The organism is Streptomyces sp. NPDC051684, assembly GCF_044453445.1.
GTDB lineage: Bacteria > Actinomycetota > Actinomycetes > Streptomycetales > Streptomycetaceae > Streptomyces.
In genome coordinates, this window is record NZ_JBITCS010000035.1 from 64,300 (window position 1) to 90,572 (window position 26,273).

28 protein-coding genes and 1 pseudogene are annotated in these 26,273 nt (G+C 69.9%); 17 read left to right on the forward strand and 12 right to left on the reverse strand.

Annotated features, from left to right (window positions below; genetic code table 11):
• Window positions 1-108: 108 nt before the first annotated feature.
• Window positions 109-1,308 (reverse strand): glycosyltransferase family 4 protein, encoded by a 1,200-nt coding sequence (locus ACIA8D_RS32865; RefSeq protein WP_399237835.1) that lies wholly within the window; start codon window positions 1,306-1,308, stop codon window positions 109-111.
• A 137-nt stretch (window positions 1,309-1,445) separates the two neighbouring features.
• Here ACIA8D_RS32865 and ACIA8D_RS32870 point away from each other — a divergent pair, with 137 nt between their 5' ends.
• Window positions 1,446-2,312 carry an LLM class flavin-dependent oxidoreductase gene (locus ACIA8D_RS32870; RefSeq protein WP_399237836.1) on the forward strand — a complete coding sequence of 289 codons (867 nt, stop codon included), beginning with the start codon at window positions 1,446-1,448 and terminating at the stop codon, window positions 2,310-2,312.
• A 6-nt stretch (window positions 2,313-2,318) separates the two neighbouring features.
• Here the strand turns inward: ACIA8D_RS32870 and ACIA8D_RS32875 are convergent, their stop codons facing one another.
• Window positions 2,319-2,900, reverse strand: a complete 582-nt coding sequence (locus tag ACIA8D_RS32875) for a hypothetical protein (protein WP_399237837.1) — start codon at window positions 2,898-2,900, stop codon at window positions 2,319-2,321.
• Window positions 2,901-3,105: 205 nt separating this feature from the next.
• On the opposite strand from ACIA8D_RS32875, the gene hemL reads away from it, so the two are divergent.
• The 7 genes from hemL to ccsB all read left to right on the forward strand — a co-directional run bounded on the left by hemL (window position 3,106) and on the right by ccsB (window position 10,819).
• Window positions 3,106-4,431 carry a glutamate-1-semialdehyde 2,1-aminomutase gene (hemL, locus tag ACIA8D_RS32880; RefSeq protein ID WP_399237838.1) on the forward strand — a complete coding sequence of 442 codons (1,326 nt, stop codon included), beginning with the start codon at window positions 3,106-3,108 and terminating at the stop codon, window positions 4,429-4,431.
• The gene (locus ACIA8D_RS32885; protein ID WP_399237840.1) at window positions 4,428-5,120 is read left to right on the forward strand and encodes a histidine phosphatase family protein; all 693 of its coding nucleotides are present in this window, start codon (window positions 4,428-4,430) and stop codon (window positions 5,118-5,120) included. Before hemL ends, ACIA8D_RS32885 begins: the two co-directional genes overlap by 4 nt.
• 198 nt (window positions 5,121-5,318) lie before the next feature.
• Window positions 5,319-6,554: a polysaccharide deacetylase family protein gene (locus ACIA8D_RS32890; RefSeq protein WP_399237842.1), complete on the forward strand. Its 1,236-nt coding sequence runs from the start codon at window positions 5,319-5,321 to the stop codon at window positions 6,552-6,554.
• 66 nt (window positions 6,555-6,620) lie between these two features.
• Entirely contained in the window at window positions 6,621-7,241 is a 621-nt protein-coding gene (locus ACIA8D_RS32895; RefSeq protein ID WP_399237843.1) for a TlpA family protein disulfide reductase, read from the forward strand.
• Between the two features lie 6 nt (window positions 7,242-7,247).
• Entirely contained in the window at window positions 7,248-8,012 is a 765-nt protein-coding gene (locus tag ACIA8D_RS32900) for a cytochrome c biogenesis CcdA family protein (protein WP_399237844.1), read from the forward strand.
• A gap of 3 nt (window positions 8,013-8,015) precedes the next feature.
• The gene (locus ACIA8D_RS32905; RefSeq protein WP_399237845.1) at window positions 8,016-9,734 is read left to right on the forward strand and encodes a cytochrome c biogenesis protein ResB; all 1,719 of its coding nucleotides are present in this window, start codon (window positions 8,016-8,018) and stop codon (window positions 9,732-9,734) included.
• A complete protein-coding gene (ccsB, locus tag ACIA8D_RS32910; RefSeq protein WP_399237846.1) occupies window positions 9,731-10,819 on the forward strand; it encodes a c-type cytochrome biogenesis protein CcsB in 1,089 nt (362 codons plus the stop codon). The genes ACIA8D_RS32905 and ccsB overlap by 4 nt, the downstream gene beginning before the upstream one ends.
• A gap of 60 nt (window positions 10,820-10,879) precedes the next feature.
• Here ccsB and ACIA8D_RS32915 read toward each other — a convergent pair whose 3' ends face one another.
• The 3 genes from ACIA8D_RS32915 to ACIA8D_RS32925 all read right to left on the reverse strand — a co-directional run bounded on the left by ACIA8D_RS32915 (window position 10,880) and on the right by ACIA8D_RS32925 (window position 12,373).
• Window positions 10,880-11,473 (reverse strand): TetR/AcrR family transcriptional regulator, encoded by a 594-nt coding sequence (locus ACIA8D_RS32915; RefSeq protein ID WP_399237847.1) that lies wholly within the window; start codon window positions 11,471-11,473, stop codon window positions 10,880-10,882.
• Window positions 11,474-11,627: 154 nt separating this feature from the next.
• Window positions 11,628-12,086, reverse strand: coding sequence for a nucleoside deaminase (locus ACIA8D_RS32920; RefSeq protein WP_399237848.1), 459 nt, complete (start codon window positions 12,084-12,086; stop codon window positions 11,628-11,630).
• A 5-nt stretch (window positions 12,087-12,091) separates the two neighbouring features.
• Window positions 12,092-12,373: a PLD nuclease N-terminal domain-containing protein gene (locus ACIA8D_RS32925; protein WP_399237866.1), complete on the reverse strand. Its 282-nt coding sequence runs from the start codon at window positions 12,371-12,373 to the stop codon at window positions 12,092-12,094.
• 87 nt (window positions 12,374-12,460) lie between these two features.
• On the opposite strand from ACIA8D_RS32925, the gene ACIA8D_RS32930 reads away from it, so the two are divergent.
• Window positions 12,461-13,918, forward strand: a complete 1,458-nt coding sequence (locus ACIA8D_RS32930) for a menaquinone biosynthesis decarboxylase (RefSeq protein WP_399237849.1) — start codon at window positions 12,461-12,463, stop codon at window positions 13,916-13,918.
• A complete protein-coding gene (mqnP, locus tag ACIA8D_RS32935) occupies window positions 13,918-14,823 on the forward strand; it encodes a menaquinone biosynthesis prenyltransferase MqnP (protein WP_399237850.1) in 906 nt (301 codons plus the stop codon). The genes ACIA8D_RS32930 and mqnP overlap by 1 nt, the downstream gene beginning before the upstream one ends.
• 13 nt (window positions 14,824-14,836) lie before the next feature.
• Here the strand turns inward: mqnP and ACIA8D_RS32940 are convergent, their stop codons facing one another.
• Complete coding sequence (locus ACIA8D_RS32940) at window positions 14,837-15,610, reverse strand: hypothetical protein (RefSeq protein WP_399237851.1); 774 nt, start codon at window positions 15,608-15,610, stop codon at window positions 14,837-14,839.
• Between the two features lie 59 nt (window positions 15,611-15,669).
• Window positions 15,670-16,290: a rhomboid family intramembrane serine protease gene (locus ACIA8D_RS32945; RefSeq protein ID WP_399237852.1), complete on the reverse strand. Its 621-nt coding sequence runs from the start codon at window positions 16,288-16,290 to the stop codon at window positions 15,670-15,672.
• Between the two features lie 81 nt (window positions 16,291-16,371).
• Between ACIA8D_RS32945 and ACIA8D_RS32950 the strand changes: the two genes are divergently transcribed.
• Window positions 16,372-17,061 (forward strand): UbiX family flavin prenyltransferase, encoded by a 690-nt coding sequence (locus ACIA8D_RS32950; protein ID WP_399237853.1) that lies wholly within the window; start codon window positions 16,372-16,374, stop codon window positions 17,059-17,061.
• Window positions 17,062-17,072: 11 nt separating this feature from the next.
• Here ACIA8D_RS32950 and ACIA8D_RS32955 read toward each other — a convergent pair whose 3' ends face one another.
• Window positions 17,073-17,207 carry a hypothetical protein gene (locus ACIA8D_RS32955; protein WP_399237854.1) on the reverse strand — a complete coding sequence of 45 codons (135 nt, stop codon included), beginning with the start codon at window positions 17,205-17,207 and terminating at the stop codon, window positions 17,073-17,075.
• A 148-nt stretch (window positions 17,208-17,355) separates the two neighbouring features.
• Here ACIA8D_RS32955 and ACIA8D_RS32960 point away from each other — a divergent pair, with 148 nt between their 5' ends.
• Both ACIA8D_RS32960 and mqnE read left to right on the forward strand, forming a co-directional pair.
• Window positions 17,356-17,811, forward strand: coding sequence for an Lrp/AsnC family transcriptional regulator (locus ACIA8D_RS32960; RefSeq protein WP_266712846.1), 456 nt, complete (start codon window positions 17,356-17,358; stop codon window positions 17,809-17,811).
• 76 nt (window positions 17,812-17,887) lie between these two features.
• On the forward strand, window positions 17,888-19,051 hold the full coding sequence (gene mqnE / locus ACIA8D_RS32965) for an aminofutalosine synthase MqnE (RefSeq protein ID WP_399237855.1): 1,164 nt from the start codon (window positions 17,888-17,890) through the stop codon (window positions 19,049-19,051).
• Window positions 19,052-19,383: 332 nt separating this feature from the next.
• Here mqnE and ACIA8D_RS32970 read toward each other — a convergent pair whose 3' ends face one another.
• Window positions 19,384-19,920 carry a GNAT family N-acetyltransferase gene (locus ACIA8D_RS32970; protein ID WP_399237856.1) on the reverse strand — a complete coding sequence of 179 codons (537 nt, stop codon included), beginning with the start codon at window positions 19,918-19,920 and terminating at the stop codon, window positions 19,384-19,386.
• A 172-nt stretch (window positions 19,921-20,092) separates the two neighbouring features.
• Here ACIA8D_RS32970 and ACIA8D_RS32975 point away from each other — a divergent pair, with 172 nt between their 5' ends.
• The 3 genes from ACIA8D_RS32975 to ACIA8D_RS32985 all read left to right on the forward strand — a co-directional run bounded on the left by ACIA8D_RS32975 (window position 20,093) and on the right by ACIA8D_RS32985 (window position 22,497).
• Window positions 20,093-20,395, forward strand: coding sequence for a hypothetical protein (locus ACIA8D_RS32975; RefSeq protein ID WP_399237857.1), 303 nt, complete (start codon window positions 20,093-20,095; stop codon window positions 20,393-20,395).
• Window positions 20,396-20,513: 118 nt separating this feature from the next.
• Complete coding sequence (locus tag ACIA8D_RS32980) at window positions 20,514-20,810, forward strand: DUF4229 domain-containing protein (protein WP_399237858.1); 297 nt, start codon at window positions 20,514-20,516, stop codon at window positions 20,808-20,810.
• 367 nt (window positions 20,811-21,177) lie between these two features.
• A complete protein-coding gene (locus ACIA8D_RS32985; RefSeq protein WP_399237859.1) occupies window positions 21,178-22,497 on the forward strand; it encodes a dicarboxylate/amino acid:cation symporter in 1,320 nt (439 codons plus the stop codon).
• Window positions 22,498-22,593: 96 nt separating this feature from the next.
• On the opposite strand, the pseudogene ACIA8D_RS32990 reads toward ACIA8D_RS32985, so the two are convergent.
• Together ACIA8D_RS32990 and ACIA8D_RS32995 are read right to left on the reverse strand one after the other, a co-directional pair.
• Window positions 22,594-23,224, reverse strand: a pseudogene (locus tag ACIA8D_RS32990) (alpha-isopropylmalate synthase regulatory domain-containing protein); the annotation flags it as partial.
• Window positions 23,172-24,065 carry a class II fructose-bisphosphate aldolase gene (locus tag ACIA8D_RS32995; protein WP_399237860.1) on the reverse strand — a complete coding sequence of 298 codons (894 nt, stop codon included), beginning with the start codon at window positions 24,063-24,065 and terminating at the stop codon, window positions 23,172-23,174. The gene ACIA8D_RS32995 and the pseudogene ACIA8D_RS32990, both read right to left, overlap by 53 nt.
• A gap of 184 nt (window positions 24,066-24,249) precedes the next feature.
• Between ACIA8D_RS32995 and ACIA8D_RS33000 the strand changes: the two genes are divergently transcribed.
• A complete protein-coding gene (locus ACIA8D_RS33000; protein WP_399237867.1) occupies window positions 24,250-24,864 on the forward strand; it encodes a TetR/AcrR family transcriptional regulator in 615 nt (204 codons plus the stop codon).
• A 181-nt stretch (window positions 24,865-25,045) separates the two neighbouring features.
• Here the strand turns inward: ACIA8D_RS33000 and ACIA8D_RS33005 are convergent, their stop codons facing one another.
• Window positions 25,046-25,906, reverse strand: a complete 861-nt coding sequence (locus ACIA8D_RS33005) for a MaoC family dehydratase (protein WP_399237861.1) — start codon at window positions 25,904-25,906, stop codon at window positions 25,046-25,048.
• Window positions 25,907-26,273 lie beyond the last annotated feature (367 nt).

Sequence of the window (26,273 nt, forward strand, 5' to 3'; positions counted from 1 at the left end):
TTGAGCAGCGGGGTCCGGGGCGGAGCCCCGATCTTTTCCAGCCCCGCCGGCGATTGAGGCGCGGGGTCCGGGGCGGAGCCCCGTGGCCGGAACGCCGGTGCGGCAGGGTCAGGCCCCACGGTGGAGCCGACCGCCGAGCCGCTGCCACGCCCGGCGCCGCCGAGACGCCCCCAGTTCCGCGAAGAGCGCCTCGTACCGGTCCACGATCGGCTCCGGGTCATAGCGATGCGCGGCAACCCGCGCCGCCGCCCCCATCTTCCGACGGACCGGTTCGTCCTCGATCAGGTCCATGACCGACTCCGCGAGCGCACTCGCGTTGCCCACCGGCACGAGCCGCCCGTCGACCCCGTCCGTGATGATCTCGGCGGGCCCGAGCGGCGCATCCGTGCTCACGACCGGCACCCCGCACCGCATCGCCTCGACCAGCGTCATCCCGAAGGACTCCGCGTCGGAGGCGCTCACCACGATCGAGGCCCGCGCGAACTCCGGCTCGATCGGCGACACCGTCCCCATGAGCCGGGCCCGGCCCGCCAGCCCGAGCTCGTCCACGAGGGCCCGCAGCCGCGGTTCCTGCCGCCCACCGCCGTAGATCCGCAGCTCCCAGTCGGGATACCGCGCCGACACCGCGGTGAAGGCCTCCAGGAGCAGGTCGTAGCGCTTGCCGGGGGAGAGCCGGCCGGCCGCCGCGACGACCTTCGCGGTGCCGTCGGACGGCGGCACATCGGTCGGCGGCACGATGTTCGGCACGGCGAGGATCCGCACCCCGGGCAGCCGCATCCGCGCCCGGTACACCTCCGCGTCCTCCTGCGTGACCGTGACCAGCGCGTCCAGCGTCCGATACCGCCGGGCGATGGTCTTGAGCAGCCGGCCGCTGTGCGCGTCGTGCCGCAGGTGCTCCTGCGCGATCCGCAGCGCCCGCTTCGGCCCCCACTGGGCGAGGCAGACATTGAGCCCGGGCCGCGTCCCGATGACGACGTCGGCCGCGCAGCGCTCCTCCAGGTACGCGCGCAGCCGCATGTCGTGCAGCAGCGTGTACTGGCGGTGGCGCCGGTCGGCGGTGGGGTAGACCACGGCCGGTTTTCCGTACGCGGAGTGGAGCGTGTCGGGCGTCCCGGCACGGAGGTCCACCAGGGGTACGAGGGTGATCCGCGGGTCGACCGGGAACCGGGGGGCCTCCCGGTGCCGGGAGGCCGACACGATCTCCACCTCGTGACCGCCGTGCTCGATGAGCGCGGTGGCGAGGTTCAGCGTGGTGCGCGCCGTGCCGCCGACGGCGTACACGTTGTGCAGCAGGAACGCGATCTTCATGTGCGCATGTGTTCCCCGCCAGGCGCGCGCCGCGGGTGAGATCCGGGGAAGCAGCCCTTCGGCCGACCACCGAACAGGGGACCCTCCGACAGGCCACGGGCCTGTCGGGCGGCCGTCCGGGCCGACATCATGGCGGTATGCGCTTCTCGGTCAACATCCCGAACTTCGGTGACTTCGCCGACGCCCGCACCGTCGCCCGCACGGCCCTCGCGGCCGAACAGGCGGGCTGGGACGCCCTGTTGCTGTGGGACCACGTCGTGCACGACAAGAAGGAGCAGCGCGGCAAGCCCTTCGGTGACCCTTGGATGCTGCTCACGGCGGCGGCCCTGGCCACGTCCCGGATCAAGTTGGGCACGCTGGTGGCGGCCGTGCCCCGCTACCGGCCCGAGCAACTCGCCCGCCAGGTTGCCACGTTGGACGCGCTGAGCGGTGGCCGTGTCGTGTTCGGCGCCGGTCTCGGCGGGCCCGTCGGCGACGAGTACGGCGGCTTCGGTGACACCGTCGACCGGACCGTGCACGCCGAACGGCTCGACGAGGGCCTGGAGTTGCTGGCCCGGTACTGGTCGGGCGAGGACGTGGACCACGAGGGCGCCCACTTCCGCGTACAGGGGACGCAGCTGCTGCCCGCGACCGTCCAGCGGCCCCGTCCGCCCGTGTGGATCGGTGGTTTCTGGCCCGCCCGGCGGCCGATGCGCCGCGCGGCGCGCTGGGACGGCGCGGCTCCGCTGTTCGCCGACGCGCTGCACGGTGTGCCGCCGCACCCGGACCGGTTCGCGGAGGTCGTCCGGTATGTGAACGAGCACCGGGAGTCGGCCGAGGGCCCCTTCGAGTTCGTCGTCGGCGGGCTCACGCCGCCCGGCAAGGCGGCCGCGCTCGACATCGTGGGGCCGCTGGCCGACGCGGGCGCGACGTGGTGGGACGAGCGGCAGTTGCAGACGGGCGGGTCGATCGACTCGTACGAGGCGGTGCTGCGCAGGATCGAGGCGGGTCCACCGGAGCTGTAGGGCCGGTTACGGCCACACCAGGCAGTACGCCTGATGCCCCGCATCGTGCAGCCGGTGGCTGAAGTCCTGCCATTCGTGAAGCAGTTGGTACACGTTGAACGCGTCGCGCGGGCCGCCGCGGTCGGGGACCGTGGACCAGATGAACGCCGCGGCGCCGACGGACTCCTCGCCGACGCCGCGCAGCGGGTCGACGACCGTCATGGGGAGCTTGACCACCGCGTAGTCGGGGTGGAGGACGACGAGCTCCAGGGGCGGAACCTTGTGCAGGGGTATGCCCTCGATGCCGGTGAGGACCATCGCGGCCATCGTCTCCGGCTTGATCTTGGTGAACATGCCGCCCATGCCGAGCTCGTCACCGCCGAGCTCCTCGGGGCGCATGGAGATCGGGACGCGGGCTGCCGTGGCGCCGTCGGGCGCGCCGAAGTATTTGTAGGTCACCCCCACCCGGCCACCATTCCCGATGTCCCCGTCCCTGATGTCCCGGGCCGCTACGCCCTCTTCGCCCTCTTCGCGTCGGTGCTTCCCCCGCCGGGCACGCCGTGGGCCCAGGTCGCCGGTCCCCTCGCCCAGTCCGCCACCGCGATGCATATCTCCACCCGACTGCTGTTCCCCGGGCCGCGCAAGCCCTTTTGTAGGCCGCGCGACCGCCTGCGCGCAACCCGATCATCGTGTCAGTGACCTCCCCCACGGTCCCCCGCCGAAACGTGTCGGCGCGCCGTGGCGCGAAGCAGAGTCTAGAGTCCCGAGGGTCCGCGCGCCGGTGCGCGAGAGGGTGGGCCGTACGCTGAGAGGTATGGCAGAGGCGAACAACACTCCCTATCCCTATGAGGCACCCGCGTCGCAGGGGCTTTTCGACCGTGCGGAAGCGGTGACGCCCGGTGGCGTGAACTCGCCCGTGCGCGCTTTCCGAGCCGTGGGCGGAACGCCCCGGTTCATGGTGTCCGGTAACGGTCCGTATCTCACCGATGCCGACGGGCGCGAGTATGTCGACCTCGTGTGCTCGTGGGGGCCGATGATCCTCGGCCATTCCCACCCCGAGGTGATCGCGGCCGTGCAGGAGGCCGTCTCGCGCGGCACCTCCTTCGGTACGCCCGGCGCGGGCGAGGTCGAGCTGGCCGAGGAGATCGTCGGCCGGATCGACCCGGTCGAGCAGGTGCGGCTCGTGTCCTCCGGCACCGAGGCGACGATGTCGGCGATCCGGCTCGCGCGCGGTTTCACCGGCCGGGCGAAGGTCATCAAGTTCGCGGGCTGCTACCACGGGCACGTCGACGCGCTGCTCGCCGCCGCCGGTTCGGGCGTCGCCACGTTGGGCCTGCCGGACACCCCGGGTGTCACGGGCGCGCAGGCCGGCGACACGATCGTGCTGCCGTACAACGACATCGAGGCCGTGCGGGCCGCGTTCGCCGCGCACCCCGGCCAGATCGCCTGTGTGATCACGGAGGCCTCGCCCGGGAACATGGGCGTCGTGCCGCCGAAGGCGGGCTTCAACCAGGGGCTCAAGGACGTGTGTGCCGAGAACGGCGCGCTGTTCATCTCCGACGAGGTGATGACCGGTTTCCGTACGTCGAAGGCCGGCTGGTTCGGCGTCGACGGTGTGGTGCCCGACCTGATGACCTTCGGCAAGGTCATGGGCGGTGGCTTCCCGGCCGCCGCGTTCGGTGGCCGCGCCGACGTGATGGCGTACCTGGCCCCGGCCGGCCCGGTGTACCAGGCGGGCACGCTGTCCGGTAACCCGGTCGCGACCGCCGCGGGCGTCGCCCAGCTGCGGCTGCTCGACGACGCCGCGTACGCGAAGGTGAACGCGACCAGCGAGCAGCTGCGCGGCCTGGTCTCGGAGGCGCTCACCAAGGAGGGCGTCGCGCACCGCGTGCAGAACGCCTCCAACATGTTCACCGTGTTCTTCACGGAGAACGAGGTGACGAACTACGAGGACGCGAAGGGGCAGGACGCCTTCCGCTTCGGTCCGTTCTTCCACTCGATGCTGGAGCAGGGCGTGTACCTGCCGCCGTCGGCGTTCGAGTCCTGGTTCGTGTCGACCGCGCACGACGAGCGGGCGATCGAGCGGATCGCTGCGGCGCTGCCGGCCGCCGCCCGCGCCGCCGCGGAGGCCACCGCATGAGCGCCCCGAAGTCGGCCGACGACATCACCGTCGTCCATCTGATGCGTCACGGCGAGGTGCACAACCCGGACGGGATCCTGTACGGGCGCCTTCCCGACTACCACCTCTCCGACCTCGGCCGGCGGATGGCCGACCGGGTCGCCGAGCACCTCTCCACGCGGGACGTCACGCATGTCGTGGCGTCGCCGCTGGACCGGGCGCAGGAGACGGCGACGCCGATCGCGAAGGCGCACGGCCTGGACCTGGACAGCGACGAGCGGCTCATCGAGGCGGGCAACGTCTTCCAGGGCAAGACCTTCGGTGTCGGCGACGGCGCGCTGAAGAACCCGGAGAACTGGAAGCACCTGGTCAACCCGTTCAAGCCGTCCTGGGGCGAGCCGTACATCGATCAGGTCGTGCGGATGATGGGCGCGCTCGACGCGGCGAAGGACGCGGCGCGCGGGCACGAGGCGGTGTGCGTCAGCCACCAGCTGCCGATCTGGATCGTGCGGAGCTACGTCGAGAAGCGGCGCCTGTGGCACGACCCGCGCAAGCGGCAGTGCACGCTGGCCTCGCTGACGACGTTCACGTACCAGGGCGACAAGATCGTGTCCGTGGGCTACACCGAGCCCGCCCGCGACCTCGTTCCCGCACATCTCCTCGCGGGCGCCAAGCCCGTGAAGGGGAAGGACAAGGCCTTCGGGGCCTGAGGGCCTGTGAACAGCCTCTGATCCCGGGCAGCGACTCCAGCGAAAGGCCGCCGTCAACACGGCGGCCTTTCGCGTACCTCCGCCCATGGCCTTCAAATCGCCGCAAAACCGGACCGTTTACCGGAACCCGCGTGTTCCTCGATCCCTCTTCCGGGGTGCCCCTGTGAATGGGGTGGCGCAAGGAATGGGGACGACGGAATGCGGGACGTGAGTCGCAGGGGACTGCTCGGGCTCGGTGCGGGCGCGGCGAGCGGGGCGCTGCTCGCGGGATGCGGCGCAGGCGGGGCATCGACGGTCGGTACGCGGGGGAACGGCAGGGCGGGGCCGCCCGCCCGGCCGCACCAGGCCATCGGCGACGGCTCGACGGCGTACACCGGGAAGCAGCCCCATCAGCCGGGCCGGCCCGAGCGGCTCGAACCCGGCCAGAAGCCGCCGCAGTTCGTCGTCTTCTCGTGGGACGGCGCGGGCGAGGTGGGCAACGGGCTGTTCCCGCGCTTCCTGAAGCTCGCCGAGGAGCACGGCGCACACATGACCTTCTTCCTCTCGGGCCTGTACCTGCTGCCCGAGTCGAAGAAGCGGCTCTACCGCCCGCCGAACAACCCCGTCGGGGCCTCCGACATCGGCTACCTGACCGACGCGCACATCGAGGAGACCCTGAAGTACGTCCGCCGGGCCTGGCTCGAAGGGCACGAGATCGGCACGCACTGCAACGGGCATTTCTGCGCGGGCTCCGGCACCGTGGCCAACTGGACGCCCGCGCAGTGGCGCGACGAGATCGACCAGGCGACGTCCTTCGTGAAGAAGTGGCGTACGCACACCGGCCGGCAGGACCTGCCCGCGCTGCCCTTCGACTACGACAAGGAACTCGTCGGCGGCCGCACGCCCTGTCTGCTCGGCCAGGAGAACCTGCTGCCCACCGCCCGCGACCTCGGCTGGCGCTACGACGCGTCCTCGCCCGGCGGCGTGCAGCGCTGGCCGGACAAGCGGCTCGGCGTCTGGGACCTGCCGTTGCAGGCCGTCCCGTTCCCCGGCCGGAGCTTCGAGGTCCTGTCGATGGACTACAACATGCTGGCCAACCAGTCCCTCAACTCCACGCGGGCGCCCGCCCACAACTACCCGGGCTGGCGCGAGCAGTCGACGCAGGCGTACATCCAGGGATTCAAGCGGGCGTACGAGACAAACCGGGCGCCGTTCTTCATCGGCAACCACTTCGAGGAATGGAACGGCGGCATCTACATGGACGCCGTCGAGGACGCGCTGAAGGACATCGCGGCCACCGCGGACAAACACTCTGACGTGCGGCTCGTCTCCTTCCGGCAGTTCGTCGACTGGCTCGACGCGCAGGACCCGAAAACGCTGGCGAAGCTGCGTACGCTCGACGTGGGACAGCAGCCCTCCGAGGGCTGGCGCAAGTTCCTCGCAAACCCCTCCTGAAGTGGGCTTTTCCCGCCGCGAGGGGGGTGCGGAAGATCCCCTAAACAGACATGCGAAACTTTTCACATGAGTGCCGCCTCCCGCACCCCCCGCACCACCGCGACGAAGCGCCGCGCCGCCAAGCTGACCGTAGGAGCCGCCGTCGCGGCCCTCGCGCTGACGGCCTGCGGCTCCGGCGGTACGTCCGGCGGCGGCAACAACACCAACTTCGTCACCGGGTCCGGCGGCGTCGCCACGGTCAAGAAGGGCGAGCGCCACAACGCCCCCGACCTGAAGGGCAAGGACCTCGAGGGCAAGACGCTCCACATGTCCGACTACAAGGGCAAGGTCGTCGTCCTCAACGTCTGGGGATCCTGGTGCCCGCCGTGCCGCGCCGAGGCGCCGAACTTCGTGAAGGTCGCCAAGGACACCGAGAAGCAGGGCGTCCAGTTCCTCGGCATCAACACCCGTGACACCAGCACCAACCCGGCCAAGAAGTTCGAGGAGTCCTACGGGGTCCCGTACCCGAGCTTCTACGACCCGACCGGCCGGCTGCTCCTCAAGTTCGAGAAGGGCACGCTCAACCCGCAGGCGATCCCCTCGACGATCGTCGTCGACCGCGAGGGCAAGATCGCCGCACGCTCCCTCAAGCCGCTCAGCGAGAGCGCCCTGCGCAAGATGGTCGCGCCGGTCCTCGCGGAGAAGTGAGCGACGGTGAGCTCCTCCCTCGTCGCGCTCGCTGCCGGTGACACCGTCACGGACGGCGCGCTGCTCCTGGCCGTCCCGGTCGCCCTCCTCGGCGGACTCGTCTCCTTCTTCTCGCCGTGCGTGCTGCCCCTCGTACCGGGCTATCTCTCGTACGTGACCGGCATCACCGGCACCGACCTGATGGAGCAGCGGCGCGGCCGGATGGCGGCGGGCGCCAGCCTGTTCGTCCTCGGGTTCACGGCCGTCTTCGTCTCCGGCGGCGCGCTGTTCGGCTTCTTCGGCCAGACGCTCCAGGAGTACCAGCCCGTACTGACCAAGGTGCTCGGCGGCCTGATGGTCCTGATGGGCGTCTTCTTCATGGGCTTCATGCCCTGGATGACGCAGCGGGAGTTCCGCTTCCACAAGAAGCCCGCCGCCGGGCTCGCCGGAGCCCCGGTCCTCGGCGCGCTGTTCGGCATCGGCTGGACCCCCTGCATCGGCCCGACCCTCGCCTCCGTGATCGGCCTCTCCTCGGTGCAGAGCACCGCCGGCCGCGGAGCCATACTGACCATCGCGTACTGCCTCGGCCTCGGCGTGCCCTTCGTGCTCGCCGCCATCGCCTTCCGCAAGGCGCTCGGCGCGTTCGGCTGGGTGAAGCAGCACTACACGTGGGTGATGCGCATCGGCGGCATCATGATGATCCTGACCGGAGTTCTTCTGCTCACGGGCGCGTGGGACGCCCTTGTCGGGCAGATGCGGACCTGGTCCACCGGCTTTCAGGTGGGAATCTGATCCATGAGCAACACGACCGACGACGTGCAGGTGACCGGTGGCGACCCCACTGAGGCCGAGGCCGCGTCCCAACTGAGCACGGCCCCCCAGGAGGACCGTGCGCCCAACCTCCCCAAGCTCGGTGTCATCGGCTGGGTCCGCTGGTTCTGGCGGCAGCTCACCTCCATGCGGGTCGCCCTGATCCTGCTGTTCCTGCTCTCCCTCGGCGCGATCCCCGGCTCGCTGATCCCGCAGCAGGGCACGGACCCGACCAAGGTCGAGGACTTCCGCAAGGCACACGACGTGCTCGCGCCGTTCTACGACAAGATCGGCTTCTTCCACGTCTACAGCTCGGTGTGGTTCTCCGCGATCTACCTGCTGCTGTTCGTCTCCCTCATCGGCTGCATCGTGCCGCGTACCTGGCAGTTCGTCGGGCAGCTGCGCGGCCGCCCGCCGGGCGCGCCCAAGCGGCTCACCCGGCTGCCCGCGTACGCGACGTGGCGCACCGAGGCGGACCCCGAGCAGGTGCGCGCCGCCGCCCTCGCGATGATGAAAAAGCGCCGCTACCGCGCGCACGTCACCGGGACCGCGGTCGCCGCCGAGAAGGGCTATCTGCGCGAGGTCGGCAACCTCGTCTTCCACATCGCGCTGATCGTGATGCTGGTGTCCTTCGCCTGGGGTCAGCTGTTCAAGTTCGAGGGCGGCAAGCTCGTCACCGAGGGCGACGGGTTCGCCAACACGCTCACCCAGTACGACGACTTCAAGTCCGGCAACCTCTTCGACAGCGACCACGACCTGTCGCCGTTCAGCTTCACGCTCGACAAGTTCACGGCCACGTACGAGCGCACGGGCCCCGAGAAGGGCACCCCGCGCACGTTCCGCGCGAACGTCAGCTACACCGAGGGCTCGGGCGACAAGTCGAAGAAGGGGACCATCGAGTCCAACCACCCGCTGGACATCGACGGCACCAAGATCTTCCTCAACGGGCACGGTTACGCGGTCCCCGTCACGGTCCGGGACGGCAAGGGCAAGGTCGTCTCCAAGCAGACCGTGCCGATGCTGCCGATCGACTCCAACATCTCCTCGCAGGGCGCCATCAAGGTGATGGACGGCTACAAGAACGCGCAGGGGAAGAAGGAACAGCTGGGCTTCGCCGCCTGGTTCGTGCCGACGTTCGCGGGCGCGGGCAAGGGCACGATGCTCTCCCAGTTCCCGGCGCTCGACTTCCCCGTCCTCGCGCTGAACGCGACGCACGGCGACCTCGGCGTGGACGCGGGCCTGCCGCAGAACGTGTACCAGCTGGACACCTCGCACATGAAGGCCTTCAAGGACTCCAAGGGCAAGGCGCTCAAGCAGCGGCTGCTGCCCGGCGAGACGATGAAGCTGCCGAACGGGGCGGGCTCCGTCACGTTCGACAAGGACATCAAGGAATGGGTCACCTTCCAGATCTCCCACCAGCCCGGTGACACCTGGGCCCTGGGCGGCGCGATCGCCGCGATCGGCGGTCTGGCCGGCTCCCTGTTCATCCAGCGTCGCCGCGTCTGGGTGCGCGCCGTCGAGGGCGAGGACGGGGTGACCGTCGTCGAGATGGCCGGCCTCGGCCGCAGCGAGTCCGCGAAGCTGCCGGAGGAGCTGGGCTCCCTGGTCGAGCAACTGCACAGCGAGGCGCCGAGCGCGCCCGACACTCCCGACTCCACCGAATCACCTACTGCTGTTCCTGCCGCCGAAGGGGCTGAGAAGTGAATCTCGCCGCCGCAGTCAACGAGAACCTGGCTCACACCAGCAACGTCCTCATCTACTCGTCGATGGCCGTGTACCTGCTCGCGTTCTTCGCGAACATGGCCGAGTGGATCTTCGGCAGCCGCAGCAAGGTCGGCCGTACCGCCGCCGCGCTGACCGGCAAGGCCGAGACGCAGGCGGCCGCCGCGCCCGCCGTCACGGTCCAGAAGAAGGAAGGCGGCACGGCCGTCATGGAGCGGCCGAAGGTCGTCACCCGCGCCGCCGCCGGCGCGCGCGACGTGCCGGACGGGCCCGGTGCCGCCGCCGGTGACGTGCAGGGCGACCTGTACGGGCGCATTGCCATCTCCCTCACGGCCCTCGCGTTCATCATCGAGTTCGGCGGTGTGCTCACGCGCGCGCTCTCGGTGGAGCGGGCCCCGTGGGGCAACATGTACGAGTTCAGCATCACCTTCTCCACCGTGGCCGTCGCCATCTATCTGGTGCTGCTCGCGCTGAAGAAGAACGTGCGCTGGCTCGGCCTGCCGCTGGTCATCACAGTCCTGCTCGACCTCGGCCTCGCCACCACCGTGCTGTACACCTCCAGCGACCAGCTGGTCCCGGCGCTGCACTCGTACTGGCTGTACATCCACGTCTCGACGGCGATCTTCTGCGGCGCGGTCTTCTACGTCGGCGCGGTCGGCACGATCCTGTACCTCTTCAAGGACAGCTACGAGAACAAGCTCGCCAGCGGTGGCACCCCCGGCAAGTTCGCCACCTCCGTCATGGAGCGGCTGCCCGCCTCGCAGTCCCTGGACAAGTTCTCCTACCGCGTGAACGCGGCCGTCTTCCCGCTGTGGACGTTCACGATCATCGCGGGCGCCATCTGGGCGGGCGACGCGTGGGGCCGCTACTGGGGCTGGGACCCCAAGGAGACCTGGTCGTTCATCACCTGGGTCGCCTACGCGGCCTACCTGCACGCCCGCGCGACCGCCGGCTGGAAGGGCCGCAAGGCCGCCTACCTGGCGCTGATCGCCTTCGGTTGCTGGATCTTCAACTACTACGGCGTGAACATCTTCGTCACCGGCAAGCACTCGTACGCCGGGGTGTGACCCCGCACCGAACAGGCCGGTCCCGCGCGGCGGGGCCGGCCTTCGGCATGTCCGGGGCCCTCAGGGCGCCAGTGAGCGCCAGATCCGGTCCGGCAGGACGCGCGCGGCCTCGGCGAGGTCGATGTCGCCCACTCCGGCGAGCCAGCTGCGGGCGGCGCCGATGACCGGGCCGAGGACCAGGGCCTCGATGAGCGGCGCGGGCAGCGGGGCGACGGCCCCGGACTCGACGTGCTGCCGCATCCACTCGGTGAGCGGCGAGAGCCGGGCCTCCTGCGCGTCGCGCAGCTGCTTGGCGTGCTCCATCGTGAGCCGGTCGGCGTAGGAGGAGTGCAACAGGCGGGAGGCGTCCGGGTGTTCCTGGATGAAGCCGAGGTACGCCTCGACGATCGCGCGGATGCCGGTGCGCGGGGTGCGCGAGCGGTCCAGGGCGGCGGTGAGCTCGCCGAGGAGCCGGCCGAGCCAGCGCAGCAGCAGCTCCCGCATCAGCCCGTCGACACTGCCGAAGTGGTGGTAGAGGCTGCCCGGGCTGGCCCCGCTCGTGCCCGTCAGGGCGCTGACGGTGACGCCCTGTTCGCCCGATTCCGCGTACACGCGCAGCGCGGCATCGAGCAGTCGGTCGACGGTCTCGGCGCCGCGCAGTTGTTTGGGGCTCATGTCGACGACCAGCGTAAGGCACCGCTTCGGGGCTGTGTTTCTATAGTGAATTTCTAGAAATTCACTCCAGTTCAGTAGGGTGCTGAGCCACACTGAACTCCGCTCAGGGGTCGTCGAGCGGAACAGGGGACCGCTCGACGGCCCCCCGGGCGGTTCACTCCCCGATGTCCCCGATGTCTTCGTGCCACAGCTGCGGCTTCGCCGCGATGAAGTCCGTCATCAGGCCGACGCACTCGGGGTCGTCGAGCAGGACGATCTCCACGCCGTGCTCGGCGAGCCAGTCGTGCCCGCCGTGGAAGGTGCGCGCCTCGCCGATGACCACCCGCGAGATGCCGAACTGCCGCACCAGGCCCGAGCAGTACCAGCAGGGGCTGAGCGTGGTCACCATCGTGGTGCCCCGGTACGTGCGCTGCCGGCCCGCCCTGCGGAACGCGTCGGTCTCCCCGTGCACGGACGGGTCGGCGTCCTGCACACGCCGGTTGTGGCCGCGGCCGAGCACCTCGCCGTCGGTGGAGTACAGGGCGGCGCCGATCGGGATCCCGCCTTCGGCGAGGCCGTCCCTCGCCTCCTGGACGGCGGTGGCGAGCCAGGTGCGGGCGAGGCCGAGGTCCATGGTGCTCAGTCGTCCTTCTTGTCGTCGTCCCTGAGGGAGCGCAGGAACTCGGGGTTGTCGTCGGGCGCGACGAACCGGGTGCCGCCGCCGGCCGCGGGAGTGCGGCGCGGCCTGCCCACCACCAGCCAGGCGATCGGTCCGAGGAGCACCTCGCCGAACAGCAGGATGATGATGACCCAGACCACCTTGGGCAGCTTGCGCACCTCTTTCTCCGGGGTGTTCAGGCAGTCGATGAAGGTGTAGATCCAGAGCGCCAGGACCAGGAGGAAGGGCAAGTAGCGCAGCATCGGGTCGAGATCCCCCACGGAGCGGAACGGGGCCCATCGGGCCCCCGGTGACCGGGCCAGGGTAACGGTTGCCGGATACTGGAAGGCATGGCTTACGACGATCTTCGCTCCCTGCTCAGGGCTCTGGACCGCGAGGGCGACCTGAAGCGCATCAAGGCCGAGGTCGACCCGTACTTGGAGGTCGGTGAGATCGTCGACCGGGTGAACAAGGCCGGCGGCCCCGCGCTCCTCTTCGAGAACGTGAAGGGCTCGTCGATGCCCCTCGCGATGAACGTGTACGGCACCGACCGGCGCCTGCTCAAGGCGCTCGGCCTGAAGTCGTACGACGACATCAGCGAGAAGATCGGCGGCCTGCTCAAGCCGGAGCTGCCGCACGGGTTCGTCGGCATCCGCGAGGCGTTCGGCAAGCTCGGCGCGATGACCCACGTACCGCCGAAGAAGGTGAAGTCGGACGACGCGCCCGTGCAGGAGGTCGTGCTGCACGGCGACGACGTCGACCTCGACAAGCTGCCCGCGCTGTTCACCTGGCCCGAGGACGGCGGCTCCTTCTTCAACCTGGGGCTCACGCACACCAAGGACCCCGGGACGGGCGTGCGCAACCTCGGGCTCTACCGGCTCCAGCGCCACGACAAGCGCACCATCGGCATGCACTGGCAGATCCACAAGGACAGCCGGAACCACTACCAGGTGGCCGCCCGCAAGGGCGAGAAGCTGCCCGTCGCGATCGCCTTCGGCTGCCCGCCGGCGGTCACGTACGCGTCGTCGGCGCCGCTGCCCGGGGACATGGACGAGTACATGCTGGCCGGGTTCATCCAGGGCAAGCGCGTCGAGATGGTCGACTGCAAGACGGTGCCGCTGCAGGTCCCGGCCAACGCCGAGGTCGTCATCGAGGGCTGGCTGGAGCCGGGCGAGATGCTGCCCGAGGGGCCCTTCGGCGACCACACCGGTTTCTACACGCCGCAGGAGCCGTTCCCGGCGCTGACGATCGACTGCGTGACGATGCGCAAGCGCCCGCTGCTCCAGTCGATCGTGGTCGGCCGCCCGCCGACGGAGGACGGCCCGCTCGGCCGTGCCACGGAGCGCTTCTTCCTGCCGCTCCTCAAGGTGATCGTCCCGGACATCGTCGACTACCACCTGCCGGAGTCCGGCGGCTTCCACAACTGCGCGATCGTCTCGATCGACAAGAAGTACCCGAAGCACGCCCAGAAGGTCATGTCCGCGATCTGGGGCGCGCACATGATGTCGCTGACGAAGCTCATCGTCGTCGTCGACTCCGATTGCGACGTCCACGACCTTCATGAAGTCTCTTGGCGAGCCCTCGGCAACACCGACTACGCCCGCGACCTGATGGTGACCGAAGGCCCGGTGGACCACCTCGACCACGCCTCGTACCAGCAGTTCTGGGGCGGCAAGGCGGGCATCGACGCGACGAAGAAGTGGCCCGAGGAGGGGTACACGCGGGACGGAGGCTGGCCCGAGATGGTCGTCTCCGACCCCCGTACGGCGGCCCTGGTGGACCGCCGTTGGAAGGAGTACGGACTCTAGTGACCAGCGCTTCAGCAGCAATCCCGCAGCAGCCGGGACGGACCAGGGCGTTCCTGCGCCTGGTCATGATCGAGCACTCGGTCTTCGCGCTGCCCTTCGCCTACATCGCGGCCCTGACGGCCATGTTCGAGCTGGACGGGAACATCCACTGGGGGCGTCTGCTCCTGGTCACCATCGCGATGGTCGGCCTGCGTACGTTCGCGATGGCGGCGAACCGGATCATCGACCGGGAGATCGACGCCCGCAACCCGCGCACCGCCCACCGCGAGCTCGTCACCGGCGCGATGTCGGTGAAGACCGCGTGGACCGGCGCGCTGGTCGCGCTCGTCGTCTTCCTCGGCGCGGCGGCGCTCCTGAACCCGCTCTGCCTGGCCCTCGCGCCCATCGCGGTGATCCCGATGGTCGTCTACCCGTACGGCAAGCGGTTCACGAACTTCCCGCAGGCGATCCTCGGCCTCGCGCAGGCGATGGGCCCGATCGGCGCGTGGATCGCGATCACGGGGGAGTGGTCCTGGACCGCGGTGATCCTCGGGCTCGCCGTCGGCATCTGGATCGGCGGCTTCGACCTGATCTACGCCTGCCAGGACGTGGAGACGGACCGCGAGGTCGGCGTGAAGTCGGTTCCGGCGCGCTTCGGCATCCCCGGGGCGATCTGGGGCGCGCGCGTCTGCCACACCCTCACGACGGCCCTGTTCGTCTGGTACGCCCTGGCCACCGACGCGGGCGCCTTCTTCTGGGTCGGCCTCGTGATCGTCGCGGGCGCCTTCCTCTACGAGCACTCGATCGTGAAGCCCCACGACCTCTCCCGCCTGAACCGGGCGTTCTTCCAGGTCAACGGCTTCATCGGCATCGCGCTGTTCGTGTGCGCGCTGCTGGATCTGCTGGTGCGGGGGCTGTCGGTCTAGGCAGGACCCGGCCCTACGTGAACGAGGGCGGCGGCACCGGATGGGTGCCGCCGCCCTCATCGCGTAGTAGACGCAGGAATGCCTTCAGGCCGGTGATGATCTCCTGGTTGTCCGTCAGGCGGTGCACCACCGACTCGAACTCCCGGCTGAGCGCCTCGACGCGGTGGTCCGTGCGGTTCGCCCGGTCGTGGGCGGACAGGCCGATCGCGTCCACGGAGGTGCGCAGATGCCCCACGTCGCGGTACAGCTCCTCCGCCTTGTCCTCGTGGATGTCCGCGCTCCTGCGCAGCTCGGTGACCGTCGCGAGGAGTTCGGCGACGTCGTCGCGCGGGTGGCGGACCTCCTTGTCGAGGGTGGCGAGCCGGCGGCGCAGCGCGCCGAACCAGGCGCCCGCGGGGCGGAAGAGGGTACTGAGCAGATAGCTGCCCGCGATCCAGTAGCCCGCCTCTCGGCCGGTCGCCCACGCCGCGAGGACCGCGGCCGCCGCGGTGCCCAGGTGCGCCCCGATCGCCAGGCGCAGCATCACGGTGGCGATCCGGGAAGCCTCCGCGTCCCGGTCGGCGGGGACGGCGATCCCCTTCTCCCGGCTGACCCCGGCCTCGTGCACCACGGAGCGCGCCCGGAAGTAGATGTTCCAGGGCACGGTCAGCAGGAGTACGAGCCACAGCAGGCAGATCGCGCCGCCTCCGGCGAGCAGCACCGTCTCGACGGGAACGGAGAGCGTGAAGACCAGGACGAGGGCGAGGGCGACGGCCACCGCGCACAGCACCAGATGTCGGGCTTTCATGCAGGCACCTTCGCGCGCGGGCGGGCCCGGTGCATCGGGGCGGCTACTCAGACGCGTACTCAGCCCTGCCCGGTGCGCCGACGGCGGAGGACGAACGCCGCCGCCACCCCCGCCGCGAGACCGATCAGGTGGCCCTGCCAGCTCACGCCGTCGTTCGTGGGGGAGAGGCCCGCCAGGAACGACGTGCCCCAGTACGCGGCTATCAGCACGCCGACGACGATGCCGAGCGGTCGGCGCTCCACGAAACCGGACAGGACGACGAAGGCGAACAGGCCGAATATCAGGCCCGAGGCGCCCGCCGTGTTCGTGTGGGACGGGGCCACCAGCCACACCCCGAGGCCGTCCGCGACGACGATCAGGGCGCAGGCCAGGAAGAAACGGCGCAGGCCGCCGAGCGCCGCGACGAAGCCGAGGACCAGCAGGGGTATCGAGTTCGCCGCGACGTGCGCGAAGCCGAAGTGGATGAAGGACGCCGGGACCACGTCGATCAGCTCGGACGGCTCGCGCGGCTGAATGCCGAAGGAGTCCAGAGCGTTGCCCGTGGCCGCGTCGACCACTTCGAGGAGCCAGAGCAGGGCCACCCAGGCGAGCATCACCTTGCCCGCCGCCAGCACCCGCTCGCGCGTCGGCCGCCGCCCCGCCGCCCGGCCCGATCCGTCTTCGTACGTCAGCCCAGTCATCCCAGCCCCCGCCCGTCATGGAAAGAACGCTCGCCGCCCCTGCTCAAGTTCCCCCGCCGGGCCGCCGGATAGGCTCGTGGTGTGGAGCACGTCAAAGCAAGCAGCCGCAGGCCCTGGGTCGTCGGGGTGTCCGGAGCGTCGGGTACCCCCTACGCCGCTTCCGTGCTGCGGGCGCTGCTCGCGGCGGGCGAATCGGTGGACCTCGTCGTCTCGCGGGCCTCGCGGCTCACGCTGCTCGACGAGACGGGGATCCCGCTGCGGGACGCGCACTGGCGCGAGGACCTGGCGGAGTGGCTGGCGCGCGGCGCCGACGGAAAGCCGGACACGTTCGGCGGGATCGATCTCGACGGCGACGCCGTGCGGTACTGGCCCGCCGGTGATCTCGCGGCCGGGCCCTCCTCCGGCTCGTACCCGGTCAAGGGCATGATCATCGTGCCCGCCTCGACGGCGTGCGTGGCCGGTGTCGCGCTCGGGCTCTCGAAGGATCTGTTGCAGCGCGCGGCGAGCGTGACGCTCAAGGAGCGGCGGCCGCTGATCGTCGCGGTACGGGAGACGCCGCTGAACGGGCAGACCCTCAAGCACCTGGTGGCGCTCGACGAGGCGGGGGCCGTGGTGCTGCCCGCCTCACCGGCGTTCTACGCGGGGGCGACGCACATCCAGGACCTCGTGGACTTCGTCGCGGGGCGGACGCTGGACGCGGCGGGAGTGCCGCACACGCTGTACCGCCGCTGGGAGGGAGAGCTCGGGGGAGGCTCCCGTGATGCGGAGTGACGCGCTCGCGCTCAGCGCTTCTTGGCGGGGCGGGCGGCGTGCCGGCCCTTCGCGCGGCGCGCGGGGGCGGGCTGCTCGGCACGCGAACGAATGGCCTCGGCCTGCATCTCGCGCATGCGGGCGTACGCCATCTCGATCGTGAACACGCTGACACTCTCCTGGGGGTTCGATGTCCGATGGATCTTCACTGATCCAGGGGATGGACTTTAGATTTTGCGGGGGTAAACCCTAGCGCGCCTTCGATCGTACACATAAGCTCGCGTCAACGCTGAATAATGAAAGGCATTGGACCTTATGGACGCCGTGGACAGGCAGCTCATCCAGGCCCTGCGCGAGAATGGCCGCGCCTCGTATGCGGAGTTGGGCCGGCTCGTCGGCCTGTCCGGACCCAGCGTCACGGACCGCATCAACCGCCTCGAGGCGGCCGGCGTGATCACCGGCTACCGCGCCACCGTCGACTCCGCCTCGCTCGGCCTCGGTGTCACCGCCCTCATCGGCATCTCGCTCTCCGACGCGGCCGACCACGAGGACGTCGCGCACCGCCTGCGCGATCTGCACGAGATCGAGGACTGCTGGTTCATCGCGGGCGACGACTCGTACATGCTCAAGGTCCGCGCGGGCGACGTGGACAGCCTGGAGCGCACGATCCGGCGCCTGAGCGGCACGAAGGGCGTGTCCCGGACGCGTACCACCATCATTCTCTCCACGAAGTGGGAGAACCGGGTCGGGGAGCTTCCCGAAGAGGTCTGAGGGGACGGGCCCTGCCGGGGCCTGTCGGTGCGACGGCGTACGGTGGGACGGTCGTTGAGCGAGGAGAGGTACGGCAATGGACGCAGGGCTCAAGCGCGAGCTGGAGCAGAAGGTCAGGGACGGTGAGCGGCTGTCCCGCGAGGACGGCATCGCGCTCTACGAGTCGGACGACCTGGCCTGGCTCGGCGGCCTCGCCCACGAGGTGCGCACGCGCAAGAACGGCGACGTCGTGCACTTCAACGTCAATCGCCATCTCAACATGACCAACGTGTGTACGGCCTCGTGCGCGTACTGCTCCTTCCAGCGCAAGCCCGGCGAGAAGGACGCCTACACGATGCGCATCGAGGAGGCGGTCAAGCTCGCCCAGGAGATGGAGTCGGAGAACCTGACGGAACTCCACATCGTCAACGGGCTGCACCCGAACCTTCCGTGGCGCTACTACCCGCGCTCGCTCAAGGCGCTCAAGGAGGCCCTGCCGAACGTCGGCCTCAAGGCCTTCACGGCCACCGAGATCCATCACTTCGAGAAGATCTCCGGGATGAGTGCCAGTGAGATTCTCGACGAGCTGATCGAGGCGGGTCTGGAGTCGCTCACCGGTGGCGGCGCCGAGATCTTCGACTGGGAGATCCGGCAGCACATCGTCGACCACGACACCCACTGGGAGGACTGGTCGCGGATCCACCGGCTCGCGCACGAGAAGGGCCTCAAGACGCCGTCCACGATGCTGTACGGGCACATCGAGGAGCCCCGGCACCGCGTCGACCACGTGCTGCGGCTGCGTGAACTGCAGGACGAGACCAACGGTTTCCAGGTCTTCATCCCGCTGCGCTACCAGCACGACTTCGTCGACATGCAGGACGGCAAGGTCCGCAACAAGCTGCAGGCGCGGACGACGATGGCCACGGGTGCGGAGGCGCTGAAGACGTTCGCCGTGTCCCGGCTGCTGTTCGACAACGTGCCGCACGTGAAGTGCTTCTGGGTCATGCACGGGTTGCAGACCACGCAGCTCGCGTTGCAGCACGGGGCGGACGACATGGACGGTTCGGTCGTCGAGTACAAGATCACGCATGACGCGGACAACTACGGGACGCCGAACAAGATGACCCGTGAGGATCTGCTCGACCTGATCCGGGATGCGGGGTTCCGGCCGGTGGAGCGGAACACGCGGTACGAGATCATTCGGGAGTACGAGGGGGCGGATCCGGGGCGGCGGGATGCGCCGCAGCCGATGCGGGTGTGATTTTGGCGGGTCCCGGTTGTTGCCGGGACCCGTTCTCGTTTCGGTGGACGTCCTCCTCGGTCGCGGGGCGCTGCCCCGGACCCCGCGCCTCAATCGCCGGCGGGGCTCCAAAAGATCGGGGCTCCGCCCCGTGCCCCGCTGCTCAATCGCCGGCGGGGATCCAAAAGATCGGGGCTCCGCCCCGTGCCCCGCTGCTCAATCGCCGCAGGGGCTTGATGTGCCGGTGCAGGCCGAGGCCGTCTCGCCTTGGGCAATCTGCCGCCTTGGGCGGCAGGGTGGGCAAGGCGGCCCCCGGTGCGGGTGCACCGGGGGTGGGGCTTGCCCCGGGGCGGCTAGAGGAGCGGCAGCATCATGTGGATGTCGTCGCGGTCGTCGCCGGGGGCGACGCGGATGGCGCCCGGGACGCGGCCGACCTCCTTGTAGTCGCATGCCGCGTAGAAGGCGTCCGCTCCCGTGCCGCCGCGGCAGGTGAGGCGGAGGGCCTCGATGCCCTCGAAGGTGCGGGCGGCGTCCGCGGCGGCCGACATCAGCGCGCGGCCGTAGCCCTTGCCCTGGTGCCCGGGGTGGACCATCACCGTGTAGAGCCACAAGTGGTGCTTCATCAGGCGGTGTTGGTTGTGGGCGAGGAAGGCGGATGCGGCGACCTTGCCGTGCTCGTCGCGGCCCACCAGGAGGCGGGTGCGGCCCTCGGCGAGGTCGGCGAGGCGCTTGACCAGCTCGGGGCGTATGTCCTCGGGCGTCACCGGCGGGACGAAGCCGACCGCGCCGCCGGCGTTCGTGACGTCCGACCACAGGGCGAGGAGCCCGTCGCGCAGATCCGGGTCGACGGCCGGGTCGAGTTCGAAGGCGAGGGGAGGTGTGGTGCGCATGGGGCCGAGCGTAACCAGAGGCGAGGTCGTGACGTTCGGACGTCCGGATCGGGACCTTCGGCCGTAGGGACGGCCTAAGCACCGGGCGTAGCTTGTGAATGTATTCACGAGCGGACGCACCGCAGGGTGCCGGGGCTTCCTGCTGCACGGCACGACCGGGCCCCTCGCCCACATGTTTGACTCCGTGGCCGGCGCCTGGTGGCTCGACCTGGTCTTCATGCTCGGCCTGCTCGGCGTCGGCCTCGCCATGATCCTCGGCATCGGCATGCGGATCGCGGCCGCCGCGGGCACGCTCATGATGGCCTTCATGTGGCTCGTCTCGCTCTGGCCCGACAGCAACCCCTTCATGGACGACCACTGGATGATCGCCCTCGTCCTGCTGATCACCGCGGCGACCGGCGCGGGCCGCTACTACGGCCTCGGCCGGGTGTGGGCCGAACTGCCCGCCGTCCGCAAGAACCGCTGGCTGATCTGACGCCGGGACTCCACGGACTCCACGAGCCCCCGATGAAATCGAGCGCCCCTCCCCGTGCTTCACTGGAGGGGCGCTCGTCCTGTAAGGGCACCATTTCGGAACGGAAGAGTGGATTGACATGCTCCGCTACACGCTGATGCGGCTCGGGATCTTCGTGGGCTGCTTCCTCGTCGTCTGGGGTCTCGTCGCCACCGGCATCGTGCCCGCTGGCATCGGCGGCTCCTACTGGCTCTGGATCGCGCTGCTCGGCCTCGTGATCTCCGCCCCCATCAGCTACATCGTGCTGCGCGGTGAGCGCGACCGCGCCTCTCGGAAGGTCGTCGCCCGCGTGGACCGCGCCAAGGCGAACATGGCGGCCAGCCGCACCATGGAGGACGAGGCGGACGACGCCGCCCGCACCGGCTCGGCCTCGTAAGCTTCCTCACACCTCGCACGACCCCGGCACCGCATCTGGTGTCGGGGTCGCCTGCGTTTTCAAGGTAAATCCCGCTTTGGGGGCGTACGGGCACCTCGTCTTCCCCAAAGAAGCCCTTTGATGTACTCAAAGGTGCAGTGTTAACGTTCGTGTCATGAAGACATCAGCAGCGCACCAGAAGGCCATGAGCGTCCCGCTCGTGGAGCGCCTGCATGTTGATCTCTGCCGCTGCATGTCCGCGGCGTGTCGCGACTGATCGCGAAATTCCGAAGTATGCAGCGGCGCCGGTGACCGGATCCGAGGATCCAGCGGTGGCCGCTCCTGCACGTTGCCCCGAAACCCCGCGCGTCACCACAGGAGTGCCTCCGTGTCCGCGAACACCCCCGCAGCCGAACAGAAGTCCGGCTTTCGCATACCCAAGATCCCGTTCTGGGCGCAGATCCTGGGCGGTCTCGTCCTGGGTGTGCTGCTCGGCTGGCTGGCCCGCAGCCAGGACATATCCTGGCTCGTCACCACCCTGCAGAAGGTCGGCGACACCTTCATCCAGCTCTTGAAGCTGGCCGTCGCCCCGCTCGTCTTCTTCGCGATCCTGGTGTCGATCACCAACCTCCGCAAGGTCAACAACGCCGCCCGGCTCGCCTCGCGCACGCTGATCTGGTTCATGGTCACGTCGCTGATCGCGGTCGTCATCGGCCTCGCCATCGGGCTGCTCACCAACCCGGGCGCCGGCACCGGCCTGACCCCGAAGGACGGCGCCAAGCCGGAAGAGGCCGGCTCCTGGATCGACTTCCTCACCGGCATCATCCCGACGGACATCATCACGCCGTTCACCGAGCTGAACGTGCTGCAGATCGTCTTCATGGCCGCCGTCGCCGGCATCGCCATCCTGAAGGTCGGCGAGAAGGCCCAGCCGATCCTCACCCTCTCCGAGTCCGTCCTGGAGCTCCTCCAGAAGGCCCTGTGGTGGGTCATCAAGCTCGCCCCCATCGGCACCATCGGCCTCATCGGCAACGCCATCGCCACGTACGGCTGGAACCTGATCAGCAAGTACGCGACGTTCACCGCCGACATCTACGTCGGTTGCGCCCTGGTCCTCTTCGGCGTCTACCCGCTGCTGCTCGCCACGGTCGCCAAGCTCAGCCCGCTGCAGTTCTTCAAGGGCGCCTGGCCCGCGATCCAGCTGGCCTTCGTCTCCCGCTCCTCCGTCGGCACGATGCCGCTGACGCAGCGGGTCACCGAGCGCCTCGGCGTTCCGAAGGAGTACGCCTCCTTCTCCGTGCCGTTCGGTTCGACGACCAAGATGGACGGTTGCGCCTCGATCTACCCGGCGATCGCCGCGATCTTCGTCGCGCAGATCTTCGGCATCGACCTCAACGTCGGTGACTACCTGCTCATCGCCTTCGTGTCGGTGATCGGTTCGGCGGCCACCGCCGGTCTGACGGGTGCGACCGTCATGCTGACGCTGACCCTGTCGACGCTCGGCCTGCCGATGGAGGGCGTCGGCCTGCTCCTCGCGATCGACCCGATCCTGGACATGATGAGGACGGCGACGAACGTTGCGGGCCAAGCGCTCGTCCCGGTGATCGTCTCCGCGCGGGAGAAGATCCTCGACCGCGATGCCTACAACAGCGCGACGTCCTCTCCGGTGGACGAGCCGCAGGAAGTGGCCGTGTCGGCCGCGGCCTGACGTCCCCCGGCTCGTACGCAACGTGCCCCGCGACCGGCAAGGTCGCGGGGCACGTTGCGTTGCGTCAGGCGGTCCGACGGCCCGGGCCCGGAGACCTCAGACGGCTGCCAGGTGAGAGAGGGCGGCAGCCCGGCGCAGCCCGTACACATATGCCTCGTGCAGCGCCTCGTAGGACGCTTCGATGATGTCGGTACCGACGCCGACCGTGCACCAGTCGCCGTCGGCGTCCGTGGTCTTGGCCAGGACGCGCACGGTGGCCTCGGTTCCGTGACCGTGCTGGACCAGCGACACCTCGTACTCCACAAGGCGCAAGCTGGACACCGCGGGGTAGTGCTTGGTCAGCGCCGCACGCAGGGCGTTGTCGAGGGCGTTGATCGAGCCGCTTCCCTCGCGGGCGACGACAGCGCGCTCGCCCCGCACCCGCGGCTTGACCGTGGCTTCGCTGACGGAGGAGCAGTTCGAAGGAAGCGTCGGCGGATTCGTATGTATAGCCCTTGAGTTCGCGCTCCTTGACTCTTTCCACGACACGGCCGACGAGCTCGCGATCGCCGCCGAGGTCGATGCCGAGCTCGGCGGCCTTGAGCTCGATGGAGGCACGGCCCGCCATGTCGCTGACCAGCATCCGCATATGGTTGCCGACGAGGTCCGGGTCGATGTGCTGGTACAGGTCGGGGTCAGCCTTGATCGCGGAGGCGTGCAGGCCGGCTTTGTGGGCGAACGCGGAGACGTCCGTGGGCTCTCCCTGCACTGTTGACCGTCTCGATGCACCGCACCGCGTGACCTGACACGAGTTCCCTGACCCCGTGGTGCAGCTGCAGCGGATCCGTCGCGCCCTGACCCGTGCCGGAGGCGAACGCGACCGTGGCGGCCCAGTGGGCGTGCTTGAGCGTGGTCGAAAAATTGACCTTTCCCACCCCCAGCTCCGCCGACGTCGCCAACCTGGCAAGCCGTTCCGGCGCGAGACCGCTCGCGCCGTGCACGACGAGCGGGACATCGGCGGCCTCCGAGATCCCGGCAAGCTTCCGGGTGTCGATCTCGGGCGGGTTCGGACAGTCGCCGTGCTGGGTCCCGATGTCGGGACTGAAACAAGAGATGTCGGTCTTCTCGATGAACTCCACACAACGACCGATCCCGTGCGGGGGCGTCCGGTCGGGTATTGCCGCGCGGCCTATGGTCTCGAACTCTCCCTCGATATCGGCCCCGAGTTTCCGTGCTGTCCCCACGAGCCGGGAAGTGGCATCGAGGCCGATTTCATAGGGCTGCCCTGAGGCGTCGTACAGCACGGACTGCCAGGAACTCCGCAGACATTCTTCGGCGAACTCCAGGCTCTGGCAGTGATCCGGATGGAGCGCGGCAGGGATCTGACTCTTCCCGGCCATCGCCCGAAAAACGGCGGAAACGGTCGGCGGCCCCAGAGCTCGGGCTGTCCTTTCGGAATACTGAGCCTTCTCCAACCTGACGTCTGTGCTGGTCACGGGTGAGTGGTCGTGTCCCCTGGGGACGGGCTCGGGACCAGCAGGTCCACAACCGACCGCCGGGCGACGAATGCTCCGCCAGGCATGGTCCACGGACGTGACAGCCAGGTCGGAAAAGGCTCAGTGGAAGAGGAGTCGGTCCGGCGGGCCATCACTCTTGGCCGATCGGGGACGGGGGCCTCGCTGGGCTGCGTACGCTGAACCGTGCAGAGCGGACGATGAAAAGGTGGCAGGGGTGGGTGGCGAGGGGCGGTCCGGGGCGGTGCGGCAGAAGAGGATGCCGCGGGCCGAGCGGGAGCGGCAGATGCTGGACGCCGCGGTGCGGGTGTTCGGGAAGCGCGGCTACCGGGCCGCGTCGATGGACGAGATCGCCGAACTGGCGGGCGTGTCCAAGCCGTTGGTGTACCTGTACCTGAATTCGAAGGAAGACCTGTTCAGCGCCTGCATTCGGCGTGAGTCCCAGGCACTGGTCGGCGCGATCCGCACCGGCGTACGCACGGACGTGACCGCCGACCGGCAGCTGTGGGAGGGCCTGACCGCCTTCTTCGCGCACACCGCCGAGCACCCCGACGGGTGGGCGGTGCTGCACAGCCAGGCGCGTTCCGGCGGGGCACCGTTCGTCGCGGAGATCGTCGCGATGCGCGACGAGATCGTGGCGTTCGTGACCCATCTGATCGCGGAGGCCGCGCGCGAGGCGCACGACAACCCGGAGCTGGCCGAGCGCGAGGTCGCGGGCCTCGCCCAGGCCCTGGTCGGCGCGGCGGAGGCGCTGGCCGGCTGGGCGAACGGCGACGCGTCGGTGTCCGCGAAGGAGGCCGCCGCGACGATGATGAACTTCGCGTGGTCGGGCCTCGGTAATTTGATGGTCGGGGAGCGATGGTCGGACCGCTAGGGCTTGTCGTTTGGATCAGGCCGGGCTCGCGGGGCCTGGCACGCACGCTCGCGGCGTTGTCGTCGGTCGACGACGCTCCGCGTCGCCTCCCTCCTCCGCCTTGCGATCGCACGCACCAGGCCCCGCTCCCTGATCCGGCCTGATCCAAACGACAAGCCCTAGCCCGCCGGCCAGTGCCCGTCTAGCCCGCCAACCCGTGCACCTCGCCGGTCAGGTGGACCCGGTCGCCCTTCGCGGCCCGCAGTTCGAAGGCCGGGCCCTGTGCCGCGTACACCACCTCGCCCGGCAGCAGTACCGGCGCCTTGAAGCCCGCCTGTACGTGGACGGGGCCGTGCGTCTTGTGCTCCGCCAGGCAGCGGGCGACCGTCCACATGCCGTGCGCGATGGCGCGCGGGAAGCCGAAGAGGCGGGCCGTGAGCGGGTGCAGGTGGATGGGGTTGCGGTCGCCGGACGCGGCGGCGTAGCGGCGGCCGAGGTCCTCGCCGAGGCGCCAGCGGGCGAGTTCGGGGAGCGGCTGGGCGGGGGTGGTGGTCTCGCGCGGCTGCTCCGTGCCGGGGGCGGACGTCCTGTGCCGTGCGAGGTACGTGCTGGTCGACTGCCACACCGGCGCACCTTCGGCGTGCAGCTCGGTGACGACGACGGCCTCGGTGCCGCGGCGGTGCGGCTGCAACTCCCTGACGTGGACGCCCAGTTCGAACGTTTCAGTGGGTGCCAGGTCGCGCTGCTGCGTGATGGCGATCGACGTGTGGACGAGGCCGAGCAGCGGCAGCGGGAACGCGCGCTCCGACATCAGCCGCATGGCCAGCGGGAACCCGAGGACGTGCGGGTACGTGACGGGCAACTCGGGCCGCTCGGTCGCGAACCCGCAGGCGCGTTCGTACGCGGTGAGATGTTCCTGGGCGATGCGGAGGCCGGGGACGGTGAGCCGGGTGTCGGGGAGCGGGGCGTCGGGGCGGGGGCGCTTGAGTGGCGAGAGCGCGGCGCCGCGGAGCATGAGGGGGAGCAGGGAGGGGGTGGCGTCGAGGGCGAGAGTGCGGGTCATGACGGGTCCTCGGGAGGGGTGCGGGTGAGTAGTGGTGATGGGGGGGCGGGGGCCGTCCGGATGGTTGCGCGGCACCGGGGGCCGCCTTGCCCACCCTGCCGCCCAAGGCGGCAGATTGCCCAAGGCTCGGTCGGCCCCATCAAGCCCCGTCTTGCCCAAGGCTCGGTCGGCCATATCAAGCCCCGCCGGCGATTGAGGCGCGGGGTCCGGGGCGGAGCCCCGAGGCCGGAGGACGGGTAGGCGTGCCGGGGCGGGGCCGCGGGGTCCCCCCCGCCCCCCCCCCCCCCCCCCCCCCCCCCCCGGGGGGGGCGCCGGCCGGGGGGCGGGCGCCCCCCCCCCCCCCCCCCCCGCGGGCCCCCCCCCCCCC